The sequence below is a fragment of the Mesorhizobium sp. 2RAF45 genome (assembly GCF_052115225.1).
Classification (GTDB): Bacteria; Pseudomonadota; Alphaproteobacteria; order Rhizobiales; family Rhizobiaceae; genus Mesorhizobium; species Mesorhizobium jarvisii.
On the sequence record NZ_JBFRGG010000003.1, the window covers coordinates 716,888 to 733,149 of the forward strand.

The following is a 16,262-nucleotide window of genomic DNA, read 5'->3' on the forward strand; positions in this document are numbered from 1 at the left end:
CTAAATGGGGGTGCGGCCATGAAGCATGACGGAGTTTCCGTACCCACGGCCGGCCCGGGGGTCTACCACGACGAGCGGCTGGACGCCTTGCTCAGCATTACCGGCCGCATGGACGGTTATCTCTACCGCTGCCGCAACGACGCGTCCTACACCATGCTCTATATCAGCGACGGCATCTTCACCGTCAGCGGTTATCGGCCGAGCGATTTCATCCACAATGCGGTGCGCGACTATGTCTCGGCCATCCATCCGGATGACCTGCCATCGGTCTATGCCGCCGTCGACGCCGCGCTCGAGGCGCGCTGCAACTGGAACGTCGACTACCGTATCGTGCCCAGGGCCGGCGAACCGCTCTGGGTCCGCGAGATCGGCGGCGGTGTCTGGGACAAAGCCGGCGAACTCGAATTCCTGGAGGGCTTCGTCGTCGACATCAGCGACCGCAAGGTCGTCGAGGACCTCAACGCCCAGCTGGTCCTGGATCTGAAGACCGCCAACGAGGAACTCTCCGCGCAAAAGCGCGAGATCGAGGTGGCGAAGCAGCAGAGCGACCATTCGGCCAACCACGATGCCTTGACCGACCTGCCCAACCGGCGTGCGTTCCACAACGAGCTCAAATCGGTGGTCGCCCGCTGCGGCGCCACCGGCGAGGCGGCCGGGCTGCTGTTCATCGACCTCGACCGGTTCAAGGAAGTCAATGACACGCTCGGCCACGAGGCCGGCGATGCGCTGCTGCAGCGTGTGTCGAGCCAGCTTCGCTCGATCCTGCGCAGCGCAGATTTCGTCGCCCGGCTCGGCGGCGACGAGTTCGCCTTCCTGTTCTCGGCCGACACCGAGCTGGCACGGCAGAAGGCCGTGCGCGTCGCCGAACGCATCCTGGAAAGGTTGCGAATCAAGGTCCCCGCGCCCAATGGCGCCATCCAGGTCGGTTGCACCGTTGGCGTGGCGATGTATCCGGCGGAAGCCGGCGACTCCGAAGCGCTGATCGCGCTCGCCGACCGGCTGATGTACATCGGCAAAAAGAGCGGCCGAAACCGGCTCGTCACCGCGAGCGAAATGGCGCCACAACAGCCATCGCCCAGGCCTCGTCTTCGCAAGACGGCGTAGCTATCGCCGGCTTCAGCCCGGCGCGAACGCCCGTGCCGCTTCGACGACCTCCTCGATCTGGTCCTGCCGCAGCAGGTCGATCGGAACGCGGCCGTCGAGCTGTGCCGCCGGGCGCGTCAGCCACAGCCAGGCAAGTCTCGGATTGCCTATCAGCGACTGCACGTTGCTTATGCCGGCGACCGGCCTGCCGTCGACGAACTGCGCCAGCGGGAAAACGTGCTTGCGGCCGCCCTTGCGCAAGGCGATGACGTCGCCGCGCCTCTGCCAGCGGTGCAGGGTCGAGCGGGCGATGCGCAGGTTTTCCTCCAGATAGGTCGAGCCGGCGACGCGGCCGGCCCAGTCCTCGATCAGCATCGATTCGAGGTCGTCGGACCGTGGCGGCGGGGCAAGCGTTTCATCGGCCGGCAACGCCCTCGGCATATCGGTGACGCCGGCTTCGCTGCGGCGCGCGGCTTCGGCCGCCAGTGCGCGCACGAATTTCGAGGCAAGGCCGGGAAGGTCGGCATGGATGGCGTCGATGGCGCGCTGGTGCTTTGGCGACAGCAAGGTGACGGCGGATGCTATGCTGCCGGCGATCTTGCCGACCGAGACCACGGTGGACTGGTTTATCGCTTCGTCATAATGGGCAAGCGCACGTTCGACGTCCTCCGCGACCATCTCCGCGAAGTCGTCCTGTCCAAGACCGGTTGTCTGAAATCTGCTCATGCACATGTCTTCCGGCCGCGTGCGCTCCTCCCTCAGCCGCGGCCGATTGCTGAATATCTACTGCGGAAAACGGAAATCATGGCGGCAACGGATCGCGCCGCCCGACAGCTTGCTGTCTTGCATCTTTTCAACATCCCATCTGACTGCGGGCGCCCCGAAATGTCAGTCACGGGACGCTCTCGATTTCGTGTAGGAGCGATATGTGACAACTGCGCGACGGTGAGAAGCGGTCCGCTTTTCCTTCTCCCCTTGTGGGAGAAGGTGGATTGGCGCGTAGCGCCAAGACGGATGAGGGGTGTTCCAGCGGAGTGAGACGTTGGCGTTCCCTGGAACACCCCTCATCCGTCGCCTGCGGCGACACCTTCTCCCACAGGGGGAGAAGGGAAAGGAGCTCTACAGCAACCCAGCCTGTTCCGCCTCGCGGCGCAGGTTCTGCCTTGGCCTTGGGCCGATCTGCTGGATCACCAGGCCGGCGGCCAGTGAGCCAAGGTCGCCGCAGGTCTTGAGGTCGCGGCCTTGCGTATAGCCATGCAGGAAGCCGGCGGCGTAGAGATCGCCGGCGCCCGTCGTGTCGACCAGTTCCCGGATCGCCGTCGCCTGGATCACCACGGTCTCGTCGCCGCGCACGATGACCGAGCCTTTTTCCGAGCGGGTGACGGCGGCTATTCTGCAGTCCTTGCGGATCTTGGCCAGCGCCTCGTCGAAGGACGATGTCTGGTAGAGCGACTTGATCTCGTGGCTGTTGGCAAAGACGATGTCGACCGTGCCCGAGCGCATCAGCTCGAGGAATTCGTCGCGGTAGCGGTCGACGCAGAACGAATCCGACAGCGTCATGGAGACTTCGCGGCCTGCCGCATGCGCCAGCCTGGCCGTCTGCCGGATCGCCTCCTTGGCGCGCGGCGGGTCCCACAGATAGCCTTCGAAATAGGTGACCTTGGCGCCCGATGCCTTGTCGGCCTCGACATCCTCCGGCCCAAGCTCGACGCAGGCGCCGAGATAGGTGTTCATCGAGCGTTCGCCGTCGGGTGTGACGAAGATCATCGAGCGCGCCGTCGGCGGCTCGCCCGTGAGCGGCTTGGTGTCGAAGGCGACGCCCTGCGCGCGGATGTCGTGGGCGTAGATTTCGCCCAGCCCATCGTTGGAGACCTTGCCGAAGAAGGCGGCGCGGCCGCCGAAAGAGGCAACGCCAGCCGCCGTGTTGCCGGCGCTGCCGCCGGAGGCTTCGATCGCCGGACCCATGCGGCTATAGAGCAGTTCGGCGCGGTGGGTGTCGATGAGGTTCATCGCGCCCTTGATGATGCCGTTGGTTTCGAGGAATGCCTCCTCGCACTGGGCGATGATGTCGACAATGGCATTGCCGATGCAAAGCACGTCATAATCCGGCATCAATGTCTCCGCCAAAAACCCGAGCCGGCTTCTTGTCACGCTGGCCGGGCGCGGGTTTAGCGATTCGCGGCGGCTTTGCCTAGGGCATGTTGCTATTCAGGTGATGCCGGCCTGACCTGAATTGCAACGAGCCCTGGAGCGCGACACGCCAGGCGCTACGACAATTCGACCGTGGACGAAGCATTTCTTCGCGGCGTTGCCTACAAGTCAGCCCGATCGATCACATCGGAATACGGCAGGCCCATGTCCGCAAAGAACGACACGACAACCGACCTGGCATTGCTCGGTGTGCTGGCTGTGCTGTGGGGTGCTTCCTACACTTTCATCAAGATCGGCGTCGAAACCATCCCTCCGGTGACTTTCATCGCCGCCCGCACCTTGATCGCCGGCGGCATCCTGTTCGCCGTCATCCGTTGGCGCGGACTTGCGATGCCGCACGACCTGGCCATCTGGCGCCGCTTCGCCTTCCAGGCCTGCCTCAACAGCGTCATACCGTTCACGCTGATCGCCGCGGCCGAGCGCTCGGTCGATGCCGGCCTCGCCACCATCCTCAACGCGACCTCGCCGATCTTCACCTTCCTGCTGACGGCGCTCATCACCCGCCACGAGCCGGTCACGGTGCGCAAGCTGATCGGTGTCGGTGCCGGCATAGCCGGCATCTGCCTTATTGTCGGCACGGAGGCGCTGGGTGGTCTCGGCCACGAGCTGTGGGCGCAGGTCGCCATCGTCGTGGCGACGATCTGCTATGCCGGGGCCGCCATTTTCGGCCGCAGCTTCAAGGGTCTCGATCCGATGCTGCCGGCGGCAGGCTCGATGCTGTGCGGCGCGGTCATGCTGGTGCCGCTCAGCCTGGTGGTCGACCAGCCCTGGGCGCTCGCGCCATCGACGGCGTCGATCCTGGCCTTGCTCGGCCTGTCGGTGTTTTCGACCGCACTTGCCTTCGTCATCTATTTCCGCCTCATCCACACGCTGGGTTCCGTCGGCACCACGTCGCAGGCCTATCTGCGCGTGCCGATCGGCGTCGGCATCGGCGCCGTCTTCCTCGGCGAAAGCCTGGGGCCGACGGCGTGGCTCGGCATGGCTTTTGTCGTGGCCGGCGTCGCGGCCATGACCATTCCGGTCCGTAAGCCGGCCTTCGCCCGTTAGACGCCCCGATTTACTTGTGCTCGCGGCCCGCGCTGCCTATCTCGGAAGCGTCCCGCCTTCCGGCGGTGTCCTGCGACCCGGGGGGTGAAACACGGTGATTTTCGACGCTGCCCGCATCGCGGTCTTCGAGCTGCTCTCGCCGCCGTTTCGTGCCGTGTTCATCAAGACGCTCGGCCTGACCGTGCTGGCGCTGGTCGCCTTGTGGTTCGGCCTGACCAGCCTTGTCGAGTGGCTGGCTTTACCATGGCTCCAGACCTTGTTGCCGGGCATACCGTCCTGGGCCGGCTGGCTTGGCGGCATCATCGCGGCCATCGCCCTTGCCTTCGGCATGGCACTGCTCGTCGCGCCGGTCACGGCGGTGATCGCCGGCTTGTTCCTCGACGATGTCGCCGAAGTGGTCGAGCGCACCGATTATCCCCGCGACCCGGTCGGGCGCGCCATGCCGGCGCTGCGCTCGCTGGTGCTGGCTATAAAGTTCTTCGGCGTCGTCATTCTCGGCAACATCGTGGCGCTCATGCTCCTGCTGGTGCCGGGTATCAACATCGCCGCCTTCTTCATCGTCAACGGCTATCTGCTCGGCCGCGAATTCTTCGAATTCGCCGCGATGCGCTTTCGCCCTGAGGATGAAGCCAGGGCCTTGCGCCGGCAGTATGCCGGCACGGTGTTTCTCGCCGGGCTGGTCATAGCGGCCTTCCTTGCCATGCCGCTGCTCAATTTGCTGACGCCGCTCTTCGCCGCCGCCATGATGGTGCATCTGCACAAGGCGGTTTCGGCGCGGGAAAGCCGTCGCTGACCACGGTCGTCTTATGACGGCCGCCGTTTAATCCGGGGATTTGCCGAACAGCGCCTGCAATTTGCCGAACGGCATGGCGGCGCGGGTGAAGCCGAACGTGCCGTCCTGCTGGATTTCGCGCGTCGCCGTCTCCAGCATGCCATAGGCGAAATTGGTCAGCCACGGCCCGAGCGAAATGCGCTTCACTCCGGCCTTTGAGAGATCGGCGATGGTGAAGCCCGGTTTCGCCATGACGTTGACCGGCTTGCTGAGCGCCGAACACAACGTTCGCACCATCTCGACGTCGCCGATCCCAGGCGCATAGAGCACGTCGGCGCCGGCCTTCTCGAAGGCCTGCAGCCGCTTGATGGTGTCGTCGAGATCGGACTTGCCCCACAGAAAATTCTCGGCCCGCGCCGTGAAGACGAAATCGCGTCTTAAGGCCCGCGCCGCCTCCGCCGCCGCCGCGACGCGCTCGACCGCGTGGGAGAAATCATAGATCGGCCTGTCGGGATCGCCGGTGTGGTCCTCGATCGAGCAGCCGGCAAGGCCGGCGGCTTCCGCCGCGAAGATGGTTTCGGCGGCCCGCTCGGCGCTGTCGCCCTTGCCTTTCTCGAGATCGGCGGAGACCGGCAGGTCGGTGGCCGCCGTCACCTCGCGGCAGTGATGGATCATCTGCTCGAAGGTCACCGCGCCGTCCGGCAGGCCGCGCGAAAAGGCAAAGCCGGCGCTGGTCGTCGCCAGCGCCTTGAAACCGAAGGATCCGAGCAGCTTGGTCGTGCCCGGATCCCAGGGATTGGGCATGACGAAAGTCGAGGCATGCAGGTCACGAAAGATCTTGCCCTTGTCCATGAATGCTCCCCATCACAAGTGTTTGGGGGCGGATGCTATCGCGCCGTCTTCGGCCGGGCAAATAAATGCGCTTGGTTCAGAAGCGTTTCTCGTTCTCTGCTGCCAATTTCTCGAACGCGTCGGAATCCTTGACGTAGCGCGATGTCTTCTTGTCCCAATGATAGGTAACGGAAATGTCGTGCGACGACGCTTCGGGCGGCGCGTCATCGCAGCTTTCATCGCTTGGCACGGTGCTGTCGGTGACCGTCACCTTGACGGCGGCATAGGGCTGGCCGTCGGCGATGGTCTGGAAGGTCACATCCTGCTTGCGGCTGTAGGCGCAGAGCCTTTCGTCGAACGTGTAGATCATGTCGACCAGCTCGAATTTGTCGTCGCGGACCATGATCAGCGGCGTGATCACATAGCCCTGGCTCGAATTGAAATGCGTGCTCATGGTGATCAGCATGTCGTCGCCGGCGCCGATCGAGAGCTTGTTCGGCTCGCGAAAATAGGTGCTGCGGTCGACCGCGACATTGGCCGCATCGAGCAGTTTCGGCTTGGCCGTGACGTCGTAGAGCGCCAGCACAGCATAGCCTCTGCACTGTCGGGAGAGTCGCCAAGGTCGAACAGCATCGCCAGTCGGTCCTGGCCGCCGGCCCTGATGGGAAGCACGGCGGCATTGGGGAAGCTGGATGTCTCTGGCGGCGAGCCGCCGCTATCCGGTCCCTCGACATGGCGCATCTCGATCGGCAATCCGCCCTTGTAGAAACCATTCCCGTCCGAGGCGAGGCTCGGGATGACCAATTTGGCCAGGTCGAGATAGGTGACATCGCTGCGGCCGGGCAGGGCGCTGCCGAGATCCGGGAAGCTGACGGTTTGCGCGCCGGCCGCGGTCCACAAGAGCGGCAGCAGCATCACGGCGAGGATGAAGCGGAAAAGGTTCGTTTGCATGAGCGCCCCCCAAGATCAGGCCACTCACGCTAGAGCAGTTCCAGGAAAAGTGTGAGCGGTTTTCCGCCTGGAATTGCGTCAAAACAAAGAGTTAGAGCGGTTCGCCGTTTCCATGAAACGGTGAAACGCTCTAGCAGCACGGGTTCCAGCATCGTGCAGCCGTGCCGGAACCGGATCAGTGGATCGGCACCATCCCGGCCAGCTCGCGCATGTCGTCGAACAGGATGCCGCCGGCCTCGATCAGGCCATCTCGGTCGGAATAGGGGTCGCCATGATAGGAAAACACCCGCATGCCGGCGGCGATACCGGCCTGCGTCCCGGCGACGCTGTCCTCGATGACGATGCAGTCGACGGGCGCGAAGCCCATGGTCTTGGCCGCATGCAGGAACAGGTCGGGGAACGGCTTGCCGCGCCCGACCATGGTCGAGGAAAACATCGCATGTTCGAACAATGGCAACAGCCCGGTCTGGCCGAGTGTGATGTGCATCTTCGAAATCCTGGCCGAGGTGGCCACGCAATAGGGGATGCCGGCCGCGCGGACCGTCTCAATGAATTCCCGGACATAGGGGATCGCCTCGACGCCATGGGAAAACAGGTCCGGCAGGCCGGCATTCCAGCGCTCGACGAAATCGGCGCCAAGCCGGACCTCGGTCGCCGCCTCGATCTCTTTCTGCACCGAAGCCATGCTGCGGCCGGAGAAATTCTTGCGGCAATATTCGAAGCTTGTCGGATAGCCGGCAGCCGCCAACCATTCGGCGAGGCGTCGATTGGCGAGATTCTCCGTATCGACGAGGATGCCGTCGCAGTCGAAGATAACCAGCTTTGGTATTTGCATCAGGCGGTGCCGGTCGATCCGAACCCGCCCGCACCACGCGCCGTGCCGCCAGCCAGCGAACGCTCTTCGACGGCCACCTGCGTCACCGCGGCGAAAACGATCTGGGCGATGCGCATGCCGCGCGTCACGGCAAAATCCTCGTCGCCGAGATTGATCAAAAGCACCTTCACCTCGCCGCGATAGTCGCTGTCGACCGTGCCGGGGGAGTTGAGCACGGTGAGGCCATGCTTGAAGGCAAGGCCGGAGCGCGGCCGCACCTGGCCTTCCATGCCTTCGGGAATCTCCAGGATCAGCCCGGTCGGCACCAAAGCCCGTTTTCCCGGCAGGATCAGCAGCGGCCGGTCGTCGGGTACCGCCGCGCGAAGATCCATGCCGGCGGCGCCGGTGCTTTCGTAGGCGGGGAGGGGAAGTCCTTCAGCATGCGGCAATCTGACGAAGCCGACGGTCGGACCGATGACGGAGGAGTTTTGGAGGGCTGCGCGCATAAAATCGATCCTATCGGCGCGATTGCCGATTCGGTCAATTCGCCCGCGCCGCTATCAACGGCTTTCTTTCAGGCATCACTATGACCTGAGCACGCTTTAGCGCACTTCCATTGGAACAATTGTCGTCTCTTTGATCTCCTCCATGACGAAGGAGGCGGACACATCGGACAGCGCCACCTTGGCGATCAGCCGCTGGTAGAGCCGGTCATAAGCCTTCACGTCGGCAACACGGGCACGCAGGACATAGTCGAGGTCGCCGGACATGCGGTAGACGCCGATGATCTCGGGAAGGCTGGTCACCGCCGCCCGAAACTTCTGCAACCAGTCGGGATCATGGTTGGACGTACGGACCAGAATGAACACCGAAAGGCCAAGCCCGAGCTTGTCGGCATCGACCAGCGCCACGCGGCCGGTGATGACGCCATCCTCCTCCAGCCGCTTGACGCGCCGCCAACAGGCATTGCGCGACAACGCCACCCGTTCCGACAGCTGGTCGACCGACAACGTGCCGTCGCGTTGCAATTCGGCGAGCAGTTTTCGGTCTATTTCATCGATATCCAGCGCCATATTGGGATGTTTGTCCTGCGGAATGACAAAACACAAGGACATTTTGGGACCGATGAACCGACGAAGCGTGTCAGGATACTCATATCGGAACGCAAGCGCTGAAGGGGATCTAAATGTCGGTCGCAAGCATCTTCACTTCCCATCCGGCCAAGGTCGGCGAAACCTATTTCGGCCATATGGCCTTTGCCGCCTGGTTCTCCTCGCGCCTGCTGCTGGCGGCGGGCGCCGCGCTCGTTCACGCTTTCTTGCCATTTCTCTTCGAGACTACCGCCAGCCGAATCGTCCGCGAGCTCTACGAACGGACGCACAACAGAGGCACACACGCGACCAAGGAGCCGGCGGCTCTCATGGATCGCGCCTAGAGGACGACAGAAGCGATGTGCCGGTGGGCGGCCTATCTCGGTGAAGCGGTCTTTCTTGAAGACATTCTCACGGCGCCCTGCCACTCGCTGATCGCCCAGAGCCATTGCGCCCAGGAAGCCAAGTCGCCGACCAATGGCGACGGTTTCGGCCTCGCCTGGTATGGCGACCGGCCGCAGCCCGGCCTCTACCGCGACATCCTGCCGGCCTGGTCCGATCCCAATCTGAAGAGCCTGTGCCGGCAGATCAAATCCGGCCTGTTCCTCGCCCATGTGCGGGCCTCGACCGGCGGCGCCACCAGCCGCATGAACTGCCATCCCTTCATCTCCGGTCCCTGGTCGTTCATGCACAACGGCCAGATCGGCGGCTTTGAAAAGATCCGCCGCGCGCTGGAGAATTCGCTGTCCGACGCCGTCTTCGACCAGCGCGAAGGCACCACCGATTCCGAACTGTTCTTCCTGCTGATGATCGACGAGGGATTGGCTGGCGACCCGCAAGGCGCGGTCTCGCGCGCCACTGCCCGTGTGCTCGACGCCTCGCGCCGCGCCGGCCTCGAACCGGCACTGAAACTCACCGCCGCCTTCTCGGACGGGCAGGCGCTGCACGCGGTGCGCTATGCCACCGACGCCCATGCACCGACGCTCTACACCTCCTCCTTGCGCAAAGGCGGCGGCCGCTGCATCGTCTCCGAACCTTTCGATCGCGAGGGTGGAGACTGGCAGGCGATCCCGCCGTCGAGCTTCGTCACCATGACTGGGGATGGCATGGCCATCCGTCCTTTCGCGCCCGCATCGGCCAGGCTGGCCGTGGCCGTCTAGTCGCACTTGCAGCTACGCCGGGGGCCAGCGCCCCCCTCTGTCCTCCCGGACATCTTCCCCACGGGGGGAGATCGGATGTCGCGACGGCTTTCGCCAATCTCCAACGTTGCAAGACTGAGCGAAGCGCCGAAGCTGCTAATCTCCCACTTGTGGGGTAGATGTCCGGCAGGACAGAGGGGGGGCGCCGTAGAGTACCGACCTCAACAGACGGCCGGCGCAATTCCGATCAAACGCAGCCAAGCTCCGAATGCTCAACTCCGCTTGAAGTCGTGCCGCTGTCCGCCATTTTCCAACCAAGCGGCCAAGCCGGAGCCTTGATCATGAATCCCGTCTTCTCCTCAACCGTCGAACTCGCCGCCGCCATCGCTCGGCGCAAAATCTCCGCCGTCGAAGCACTCAATGCCCATCTGGCGCAGATCGACCGGCACAATGAAGGCGTCAACGCAGTCATCTCGCTCGACAGGGAGGGCGCGTGCGAACGCGCAAAGAAGGCCGACGCGGCACTCGCGCGCGGCGCCACGCCCGGGCCGCTGCATGGCGTTCCCTTCACGCTGAAGGACATGCACGAAACCGTCGGCATGAAAACCACGGTCGGCTTCCCGCCCTTCGCCGACTATGTCGCGAGCCACGACAGCCCGGTCGTTGCGAGACTGAAGGCGGCCGGCGGTGTGCTGATGGCCAAGACTAATGTCGCCACCATGCTGTCGGACTGGCAGTCGGACAATCCGCTGTTCGGGCGCACCAGCAATCCATGGAACCTTGAGCGTACGGCGGGCGGCTCCAGCGGCGGCGCCGCGGCGGCGGTGGCGGCCGCCATGACGCCGTTCGATGTCGGCACCGACATGCAGGATTCAATCCGGCTGCCGGCCGCCTTCTGCGGCGTCTATGGCCTGAAGCCGACCGAACACCGCGTCTCGCTGGCCGGCGCCTTCCCAAATCCTGGCAATGCCGCACGCAGCGTGCGGCTGATGTCCTGCCTCGGCCCGCTGGCGCGCGGCGTGGATGACCTGTCGCTGGTCTATCAAATCATCGCCGGGCCGGATGGGCGTGACGCCGATCTGGCGCCGGTGCCGGTCGAGACCACGCCGAAGCTCGACCTGAAGACATTGCGCATTGCCTTCGCGCCGTCCTTCCCCGGCTTGCCGGTGGCCGGCGCTATCGGCGTCGCAGTCGAAAAACTCGCAAGTCAGTTGCAATCGGCCGGCGCCCTCGTCGCGGAAGCGAAACTGCATAAGCTCGACCTGCACGACGATCTCGCACAGGGCGGCGCGCTGATCGGCATGATGATGGAGGCCGCACAGCCGGAGCCGCCGGAGCGACCGACACCGATCTCGCGCTGGTTCAAAGCGCTCGCCCGCCGCGACACATCCATTCTCGCCTGGGATCGGTTTTTCGACGACTGGGACGCGCTGCTCTGCCCGGTGGCGATGACCACGGCCTTCTCGCATTGCGAGCCGGGCACGCCGATCAAGGTCGACGGCAAGGATCAGGACTACTGGATGCTGCCGGCCTATGGCGCCGTTTTCAACTACAGCGGCCATCCGGCGCTTTCCATGCCATGCGGAGAAGATCGCGACGGCCTGCCGATCGGCCTGCAACTGGTTGGCAAACGCTGGTCGGAGGCGCGGCTGCTTGGTGTCGCTGCGGCCATTGAGCCGCTTACCGGGGGCTTTCGCCGCCCGCCGGCTTATTGAGCAAAGCGCGACAGCCCATAGGGCGCCAGCAGCGGGTCGCGCTCGCCGTCGAGGATTTCCATGGCCGCAAACAGGCCGACGGCCGGCGCCAGCGTGATGCCCGAATGCATCACCGCGACATAGAGCCCGCCCATGCCCTCGGCGCGGCCAATGATCGGAAAGCCGTCGATCGGATGGGGGCGGTAGCCGATGGTGTGGAAATCGAGTTCCAGCCCCTCGGCGCCGCGCAACGCCGCCTTCGTCACCGCGAACAGGTCGCGCGCCGTCGCTTCGGGGTTCTGGCCGGGATCGCCGCCGGCGAAATCCGAGCCGGCGATGATGCGGCCCTCGGCCGTCTGGCGCACATGCAGCCTCTCGGCGTGCACCAGGCCGTTGAGCAGCTTCTTGTGGGGCCGCGAATGGACGATCAGGCCGGGCGGCGTTTCGATCGGCAGCTTGATGCCGGCCGTCGCGGCGATGTCCGGAGAGCCGACGCCAGCGGCGATCACCACCTCGTCGGCGGCAATCAGCCCGTGAGATGTGTCCACGCCGGTCGTCCTGCCGTTGGCCTGGGCCAGCGCCGAGACCGTGCTGGCAATGACCCCCGCGCCATGCCGTTCGGCATCCGCCAGCAAGGCCCTGGCCGTCGCAACCGGCTCGGCCACGCCTTCCTCCGCGACATAAACAGCGAATTCAGGAGGTTCGACGAGGTTGGGTTCGATTTGCGCCGCCCGCTCGCGGCCAACGCGTTCGATGCGATAGCCCCATGAAGAATGTTCGGCCGCGTAGGCTTCGAGCCGGTCGGCCGGCAGGTCCCAGCATAGCCCGCCGCACCAGGCGAGCGGCAGCCCAGGCAACTCGTTCGCCAGTCGCCTCCACTCGGCCATGGCGCGGGTGCGCAGCCGGAAATAGATTTCGGGGTTACCCCAGCTGGCGTTGATCCAGGCAAAGGAATTGGGCGTCGCGACACCACCCGCGCCGCTTTCGGAAATGACCGTGACCTGCGCTCCTGCCCTGGTCAGATGCCAGGCGATCGAGGCGCCGATAATGCCGGCGCCTATGACGATCACTTGTTTCACCGCAGCCATGTTCACTCCTTTACCTGTTGTCCGCGGAGGACGCTCTTGCAGTGCCACCCCATTCGTCGCTTGCCAACATCGGACACGGTAAAAATATGCGCTTGACATCAATACGTACGTACGTATTATTTGAACATGGCTAGACAATCACTCCGCGAAAAACTTCTCGACGCCGGTTTCCGGACCATCTGGAATTCAGGTTATGCCGCCGCTGGCGTGCGCGACATCGTTGCCGCCGCCGACGCCAGGCCGGGATCCTTCACCAACCATTTCGCCTCCAAGGAGGCGTTCGTCGGCGAAGTGCTGGACCGCTACTTCACCTATGTCAGCGGGCTGGTCGAGGCTGCGCTGGCGCAGGACGGCACGCCGCCCATAGGCAGGCTGCGCCGCTACCTCGACGTCATCACCTCGAAGCTCGAGGCGCATGACTGGGCGCGCGGCTGCATGATCGGCAATCTCAGCCTTGAGACAGCCGTGCACAGCGAGCCGTTGCGTTTGCAGCTCGTCGCCATCTTCGAGCGCTGGCGCCAGCCATTCGCCGTCTGCATCGCCGAAGGCCAGGCGGCCGGCGACATCGCCAAGACCTTCGAGGCCGAGGACCTCGCCGACTTCCTGCTGTCGTCCTGGCAGGGCGCCATGCTGCGCATGAAGGTTGAGCGCAGCCCCGAACCGCTCGAGCGGTTCAAGAAAGTCATCTTCAGCACGGTGTTTGCAAAGGAGCCGACCCCATGAGTTCGAAAGCCAACCCGCCTCAGCCGGTCGCCACCGCGCCGAGACGCTTGCAGATTCCCGCACTCGATTCGACCATGTCCTATGTCGAGGCGGGAGCGTCCGGCCCGATCGTGCTGTTCCTGCACGGCAACCCGACCTCGTCCCATATCTGGCGCAACATCATCCCGCATGTCGCCCCGTTCGGCCGCTGCATCGCGCCTGACCTGATCGGCTATGGCCAGTCCGGCAAGCCCGATATCGACTATCGCTTCTTCGACCATGTCCGCTATCTCGATGCTTTCCTCGACGCGCTCGACATCAGGGATGTTGTGCTGGTCGCGCAGGATTGGGGCACGGCCCTTGCCTTCCATCTAGCGGCAAGGCGGCCGCAGCGCATCCTCGGCCTCGCCTTCATGGAATTCATCCGGCCCTTCGAGCGCTGGGAGGATTTTCACCAGCGCCCGCAAGCCCGCGAAATGTTCAAGGCGCTCCGCACGCCCGGCGTCGGCGAAAAGCTGGTCCTGGAAGACAATGTCTTCGTCGAGAAAGTGCTGCCGGCCTCGGTGCTGCGCACGATGAGTGACGACGAGATGGACGCTTACCGGGCACCGTTCCCGACGCTGCAATCGCGCAAGCCGGTGCTGCGCCTGCCCCGGGAAATGCCCATCGAAGGCCGGCCCGCCGACGTTGCCGTCATCAGCCAGCACGACCATCGCGCGCTGCGGCTGTCCACCTATCCGAAACTGCTGTTCGCGGGCGATCCGGGCGCGCTGATCGGGCCGCAGGCCGCGCGCGAATTCGCGGCCGGTTTGAAGAACTGCGGTTTCATCAATCTCGGGCCTGGTGCGCACTATCTGCAGGAGGATCATGCCGACGCGATAGGCGGCGCCATCGCCAGCTGGCTTCCGGAGGTCGTTTTGGCGAACCGGATGGGCGAGCTGGCCTGAGGCAAGCCATGGCATCCGGGGGCGTCCGCGCCGCCGGACCGGTCGACAGCCCGGCACTACGCTGCTAGAAGCCCGGCCTGTCACACGGAAATCCCAGAGAATGCCCGAAACAATACCAGAGGAAGTGGCGCGCCGCCGCACCTTCGCGATCATCGCGCACCCCGACGCCGGCAAGACGACGCTCACCGAAAAGCTGCTGCTGTTCGGCGGTGCCATTCAGCTTGCCGGCGAGGTCAAGGCCAAGAAGGACAAGATCCAGACCCGGTCCGACTGGATGAAGATCGAGCGCGAGCGCGGCATTTCGGTCGTCACCTCGGTGATGACCTTCGAGTATGAAGACAATGTCTTCAACCTGCTCGACACGCCTGGCCACGAGGATTTCGCCGACGATACCTACCGCACGCTGTCGGCGGTCGACTCGGCCGTCATGGTCATCGACGCTGCCAAGGGCATCGAGCCGCGCACGCTGAAACTGTTCGAAGTCTGCCGGCTGCGCGACATTCCGATCATCACCTTCGTCAACAAGATGGACCGCGAAAGCCGCGACCCGTTCGAGATTCTGGACGAGATCGAGCAGAAGCTGGCGCTGGACACCGCACCTATCACCTGGCCGATCGGCCGCGGCAGGACGTTTTCCGGAACCTATCACCTGGCGTTGAACGCAGTGCGCAAGGGCGACGACGAGAAGGAACGTACGCCGGTCAACGGCCCCGATTCCAACCGCGTCGCCGGGCTGCTGCCGGAAAACGAGCGCGAGGCCTTCATCGAGGAACTGGAACTCGCGCGGGAAGCGTGCCGCCCCCTCGACATCGATGCCTTCCGCGAGGGCCATCTGACGCCGGTCTATTTTGGCTCGGCGCTGCGCAATTACGGCGTGCGCGACCTGATCGAGGCGCTCGGCGCCTTCGGCCCGCCGCCGCGCGCGCAGGAGGCCGACACCCGCAAGGTCGAGGCGACCGAGGACAAGATGACCTCCTTCGTCTTCAAGATCCAGGCCAACATGGACCCCAACCACCGCGACCGTATCGCTTTCGTGCGCGTCTGCTCGGGCAAGCTCGAGCGCGGCATGAAGGCCAAGCTGGTGCGCACCGGCAAGCCGATGAGCCTGTCGGCGCCGCAATTCTTCTTCGCCCGCACCCGCGTCACGGCGGATGAAGCCTTTGCCGGCGACGTCGTCGGCATTCCCAACCACGGCACGCTGCGCATCGGCGACACGCTGACCGAGGGCGAGGAAATTCTTTTCAGGGGCGTGCCGAACTTCGCCCCGGAAATCCTGCGCCGCGTGCGCCTCGGCGACGCCATGAAGGCGAAGAAACTCAAGGAAGCGCTGCACCAGATGGCCGAGGAAGGCGTCGTGCAGTTGTTCTCGCCCGAGGATGGCTCACCGGCCATCGTCGGCGTCGTCGGCGCCCTGCAGCTCGACGTGTTGAAGGAGCGGCTGAACTTCGAATACACGCTGCCGGTCGAGTTCGAAATGTCGCGCTTTTCCGTCTGCCGCTGGATCTCGGCCGACGACAAGGCCGAGACGCTTCGCTTTATCGAGGCGCATCGCGGCGACATCGCCAGGGACCTCGATAACGACCCGGTGTTCCTGGCCCAGCACGCTTTCTCGCTGAACTACGAAGCCGAGCGCTGGAAAGCGATCCGCTTCGCCACCATCAAGGACTACCAGGTCCGCGACAAGGCGGCGTGAGCTGTGTTTCTTCCTTCTCCCCTTGTGGGAGAAGGTATCGCCGAAGGCGAACGGATGAGGGGTGTTCCAGGGAACGCCAACGTCTCACTCCGCTGGAACACCCCTTGTATCTGCACGGAGGAGACTTTGTGCGATGGAAGCGACTGAGCCTCGAACCGGACGGCCATCCGATTCGAGGCTTGGCGAAGTCGCCCGACAC

At 64.4% G+C, this 16,262-nt stretch carries 18 protein-coding genes; 9 read left to right on the forward strand and 9 right to left on the reverse strand.

Annotated elements, in window-relative coordinates; translation table 11 throughout:
• The first annotated feature begins 18 nt into the window (after positions 1-18).
• Positions 19-1,104 (forward strand): sensor domain-containing diguanylate cyclase, encoded by a 1,086-nt coding sequence (locus tag AB4Z43_RS12805; RefSeq protein ID WP_019862901.1) that lies wholly within the window; start codon positions 19-21, stop codon positions 1,102-1,104.
• A gap of 12 nt (positions 1,105-1,116) precedes the next feature.
• Here AB4Z43_RS12805 and AB4Z43_RS12810 read toward each other — a convergent pair whose 3' ends face one another.
• Both AB4Z43_RS12810 and AB4Z43_RS12815 read right to left on the reverse strand, forming a co-directional pair.
• Entirely contained in the window at positions 1,117-1,809 is a 693-nt protein-coding gene (locus AB4Z43_RS12810) for an antitoxin Xre/MbcA/ParS-like domain-containing protein (RefSeq protein ID WP_064984511.1), read from the reverse strand.
• Positions 1,810-2,202: 393 nt separating this feature from the next.
• The gene (locus tag AB4Z43_RS12815) at positions 2,203-3,195 is read right to left on the reverse strand and encodes an adenosine kinase (RefSeq protein WP_027047691.1); all 993 of its coding nucleotides are present in this window, start codon (positions 3,193-3,195) and stop codon (positions 2,203-2,205) included.
• A gap of 243 nt (positions 3,196-3,438) precedes the next feature.
• Between AB4Z43_RS12815 and AB4Z43_RS12820 the strand changes: the two genes are divergently transcribed.
• Positions 3,439-4,341, forward strand: a complete 903-nt coding sequence (locus tag AB4Z43_RS12820; protein WP_441937725.1) for a DMT family transporter — start codon at positions 3,439-3,441, stop codon at positions 4,339-4,341.
• Positions 4,342-4,435: 94 nt separating this feature from the next.
• On the forward strand, positions 4,436-5,134 hold the full coding sequence (locus AB4Z43_RS12825) for a sulfate transporter family protein (RefSeq protein ID WP_441937727.1): 699 nt from the start codon (positions 4,436-4,438) through the stop codon (positions 5,132-5,134).
• Positions 5,135-5,161: 27 nt separating this feature from the next.
• Here the strand turns inward: AB4Z43_RS12825 and AB4Z43_RS12830 are convergent, their stop codons facing one another.
• The 6 genes from AB4Z43_RS12830 to AB4Z43_RS12855 all read right to left on the reverse strand — a co-directional run bounded on the left by AB4Z43_RS12830 (position 5,162) and on the right by AB4Z43_RS12855 (position 8,782).
• Positions 5,162-5,965 carry an isocitrate lyase/PEP mutase family protein gene (locus AB4Z43_RS12830; protein WP_441937729.1) on the reverse strand — a complete coding sequence of 268 codons (804 nt, stop codon included), beginning with the start codon at positions 5,963-5,965 and terminating at the stop codon, positions 5,162-5,164.
• Between the two features lie 76 nt (positions 5,966-6,041).
• The gene (locus AB4Z43_RS12835; RefSeq protein WP_441937731.1) at positions 6,042-6,410 is read right to left on the reverse strand and encodes a hypothetical protein; all 369 of its coding nucleotides are present in this window, start codon (positions 6,408-6,410) and stop codon (positions 6,042-6,044) included.
• Positions 6,404-6,895: a hypothetical protein gene (locus tag AB4Z43_RS12840; protein WP_441937732.1), complete on the reverse strand. Its 492-nt coding sequence runs from the start codon at positions 6,893-6,895 to the stop codon at positions 6,404-6,406. The genes AB4Z43_RS12835 and AB4Z43_RS12840 overlap by 7 nt, the downstream gene beginning before the upstream one ends.
• 175 nt (positions 6,896-7,070) lie before the next feature.
• Positions 7,071-7,730, reverse strand: a complete 660-nt coding sequence (locus tag AB4Z43_RS12845; RefSeq protein ID WP_019862913.1) for an HAD family hydrolase — start codon at positions 7,728-7,730, stop codon at positions 7,071-7,073.
• Positions 7,730-8,215, reverse strand: a complete 486-nt coding sequence (dut, locus tag AB4Z43_RS12850; protein ID WP_019862914.1) for a dUTP diphosphatase — start codon at positions 8,213-8,215, stop codon at positions 7,730-7,732. The genes AB4Z43_RS12845 and dut overlap by 1 nt, the downstream gene beginning before the upstream one ends.
• A 96-nt stretch (positions 8,216-8,311) precedes the next feature.
• Positions 8,312-8,782 (reverse strand): Lrp/AsnC family transcriptional regulator, encoded by a 471-nt coding sequence (locus AB4Z43_RS12855; protein ID WP_020629124.1) that lies wholly within the window; start codon positions 8,780-8,782, stop codon positions 8,312-8,314.
• A 113-nt stretch (positions 8,783-8,895) separates the two neighbouring features.
• On the opposite strand from AB4Z43_RS12855, the gene AB4Z43_RS12860 reads away from it, so the two are divergent.
• From AB4Z43_RS12860 to AB4Z43_RS12870, 3 genes are all read left to right on the forward strand, one after another.
• Positions 8,896-9,144 carry a DUF6356 family protein gene (locus AB4Z43_RS12860; RefSeq protein ID WP_019862916.1) on the forward strand — a complete coding sequence of 83 codons (249 nt, stop codon included), beginning with the start codon at positions 8,896-8,898 and terminating at the stop codon, positions 9,142-9,144.
• A 15-nt stretch (positions 9,145-9,159) separates the two neighbouring features.
• Positions 9,160-9,960, forward strand: coding sequence for a class II glutamine amidotransferase (locus AB4Z43_RS12865; protein WP_019862917.1), 801 nt, complete (start codon positions 9,160-9,162; stop codon positions 9,958-9,960).
• Between the two features lie 320 nt (positions 9,961-10,280).
• A complete protein-coding gene (locus AB4Z43_RS12870; RefSeq protein ID WP_441937736.1) occupies positions 10,281-11,654 on the forward strand; it encodes an amidase in 1,374 nt (457 codons plus the stop codon).
• Here the strand turns inward: AB4Z43_RS12870 and AB4Z43_RS12875 are convergent.
• Positions 11,648-12,721: an NAD(P)/FAD-dependent oxidoreductase gene (locus AB4Z43_RS12875; RefSeq protein ID WP_441937738.1), complete on the reverse strand. Its 1,074-nt coding sequence runs from the start codon at positions 12,719-12,721 to the stop codon at positions 11,648-11,650. The two genes, AB4Z43_RS12870 and AB4Z43_RS12875, sit on opposite strands and share 7 nt — an antisense overlap.
• 126 nt (positions 12,722-12,847) lie before the next feature.
• On the opposite strand from AB4Z43_RS12875, the gene AB4Z43_RS12880 reads away from it, so the two are divergent.
• From AB4Z43_RS12880 to AB4Z43_RS12890, 3 genes are all read left to right on the forward strand, one after another.
• The gene (locus tag AB4Z43_RS12880; protein WP_019862920.1) at positions 12,848-13,444 is read left to right on the forward strand and encodes a TetR/AcrR family transcriptional regulator; all 597 of its coding nucleotides are present in this window, start codon (positions 12,848-12,850) and stop codon (positions 13,442-13,444) included.
• Complete coding sequence (locus AB4Z43_RS12885; protein ID WP_441937740.1) at positions 13,441-14,370, forward strand: haloalkane dehalogenase; 930 nt, start codon at positions 13,441-13,443, stop codon at positions 14,368-14,370. The genes AB4Z43_RS12880 and AB4Z43_RS12885 overlap by 4 nt, the downstream gene beginning before the upstream one ends.
• A 100-nt stretch (positions 14,371-14,470) precedes the next feature.
• Entirely contained in the window at positions 14,471-16,063 is a 1,593-nt protein-coding gene (locus AB4Z43_RS12890) for a peptide chain release factor 3 (protein ID WP_019862922.1), read from the forward strand.
• Positions 16,064-16,262: the final 199 nt, after the last annotated feature.

What these genes read in the sequence shown, in the direction of transcription:
- AB4Z43_RS12805 (WP_019862901.1), top strand. Translation starts at nt 19, where the DNA reads ATGAAGCATGACGGAGTTTCCGTACCCACGGCCGGCCCGGGGGTCTAC.
- AB4Z43_RS12810 (WP_064984511.1), bottom strand. Translation starts at nt 1,809, where the DNA reads ATGAGCAGATTTCAGACAACCGGTCTTGGACAGGACGACTTCGCGGAG.
- AB4Z43_RS12815 (WP_027047691.1), bottom strand. Translation starts at nt 3,195, where the DNA reads ATGCCGGATTATGACGTGCTTTGCATCGGCAATGCCATTGTCGACATC.
- AB4Z43_RS12820 (WP_441937725.1), top strand. Translation starts at nt 3,439, where the DNA reads ATGTCCGCAAAGAACGACACGACAACCGACCTGGCATTGCTCGGTGTG.
- AB4Z43_RS12830 (WP_441937729.1), bottom strand. Translation starts at nt 5,965, where the DNA reads ATGGACAAGGGCAAGATCTTTCGTGACCTGCATGCCTCGACTTTCGTC.
- AB4Z43_RS12835 (WP_441937731.1), bottom strand. Translation starts at nt 6,410, where the DNA reads ATGCTGATCACCATGAGCACGCATTTCAATTCGAGCCAGGGCTATGTG.
- AB4Z43_RS12840 (WP_441937732.1), bottom strand. Translation starts at nt 6,895, where the DNA reads ATGCAAACGAACCTTTTCCGCTTCATCCTCGCCGTGATGCTGCTGCCG.
- AB4Z43_RS12845 (WP_019862913.1), bottom strand. Translation starts at nt 7,730, where the DNA reads ATGCAAATACCAAAGCTGGTTATCTTCGACTGCGACGGCATCCTCGTC.
- dut (WP_019862914.1), bottom strand. Translation starts at nt 8,215, where the DNA reads ATGCGCGCAGCCCTCCAAAACTCCTCCGTCATCGGTCCGACCGTCGGC.
- AB4Z43_RS12855 (WP_020629124.1), bottom strand. Translation starts at nt 8,782, where the DNA reads ATGGCGCTGGATATCGATGAAATAGACCGAAAACTGCTCGCCGAATTG.
- AB4Z43_RS12860 (WP_019862916.1), top strand. Translation starts at nt 8,896, where the DNA reads ATGTCGGTCGCAAGCATCTTCACTTCCCATCCGGCCAAGGTCGGCGAA.
- AB4Z43_RS12865 (WP_019862917.1), top strand. Translation starts at nt 9,160, where the DNA reads ATGTGCCGGTGGGCGGCCTATCTCGGTGAAGCGGTCTTTCTTGAAGAC.
- AB4Z43_RS12870 (WP_441937736.1), top strand. Translation starts at nt 10,281, where the DNA reads ATGAATCCCGTCTTCTCCTCAACCGTCGAACTCGCCGCCGCCATCGCT.
- AB4Z43_RS12875 (WP_441937738.1), bottom strand. Translation starts at nt 12,721, where the DNA reads ATGGCTGCGGTGAAACAAGTGATCGTCATAGGCGCCGGCATTATCGGC.
- AB4Z43_RS12880 (WP_019862920.1), top strand. Translation starts at nt 12,848, where the DNA reads ATGGCTAGACAATCACTCCGCGAAAAACTTCTCGACGCCGGTTTCCGG.
- AB4Z43_RS12885 (WP_441937740.1), top strand. Translation starts at nt 13,441, where the DNA reads ATGAGTTCGAAAGCCAACCCGCCTCAGCCGGTCGCCACCGCGCCGAGA.
- AB4Z43_RS12890 (WP_019862922.1), top strand. Translation starts at nt 14,471, where the DNA reads ATGCCCGAAACAATACCAGAGGAAGTGGCGCGCCGCCGCACCTTCGCG.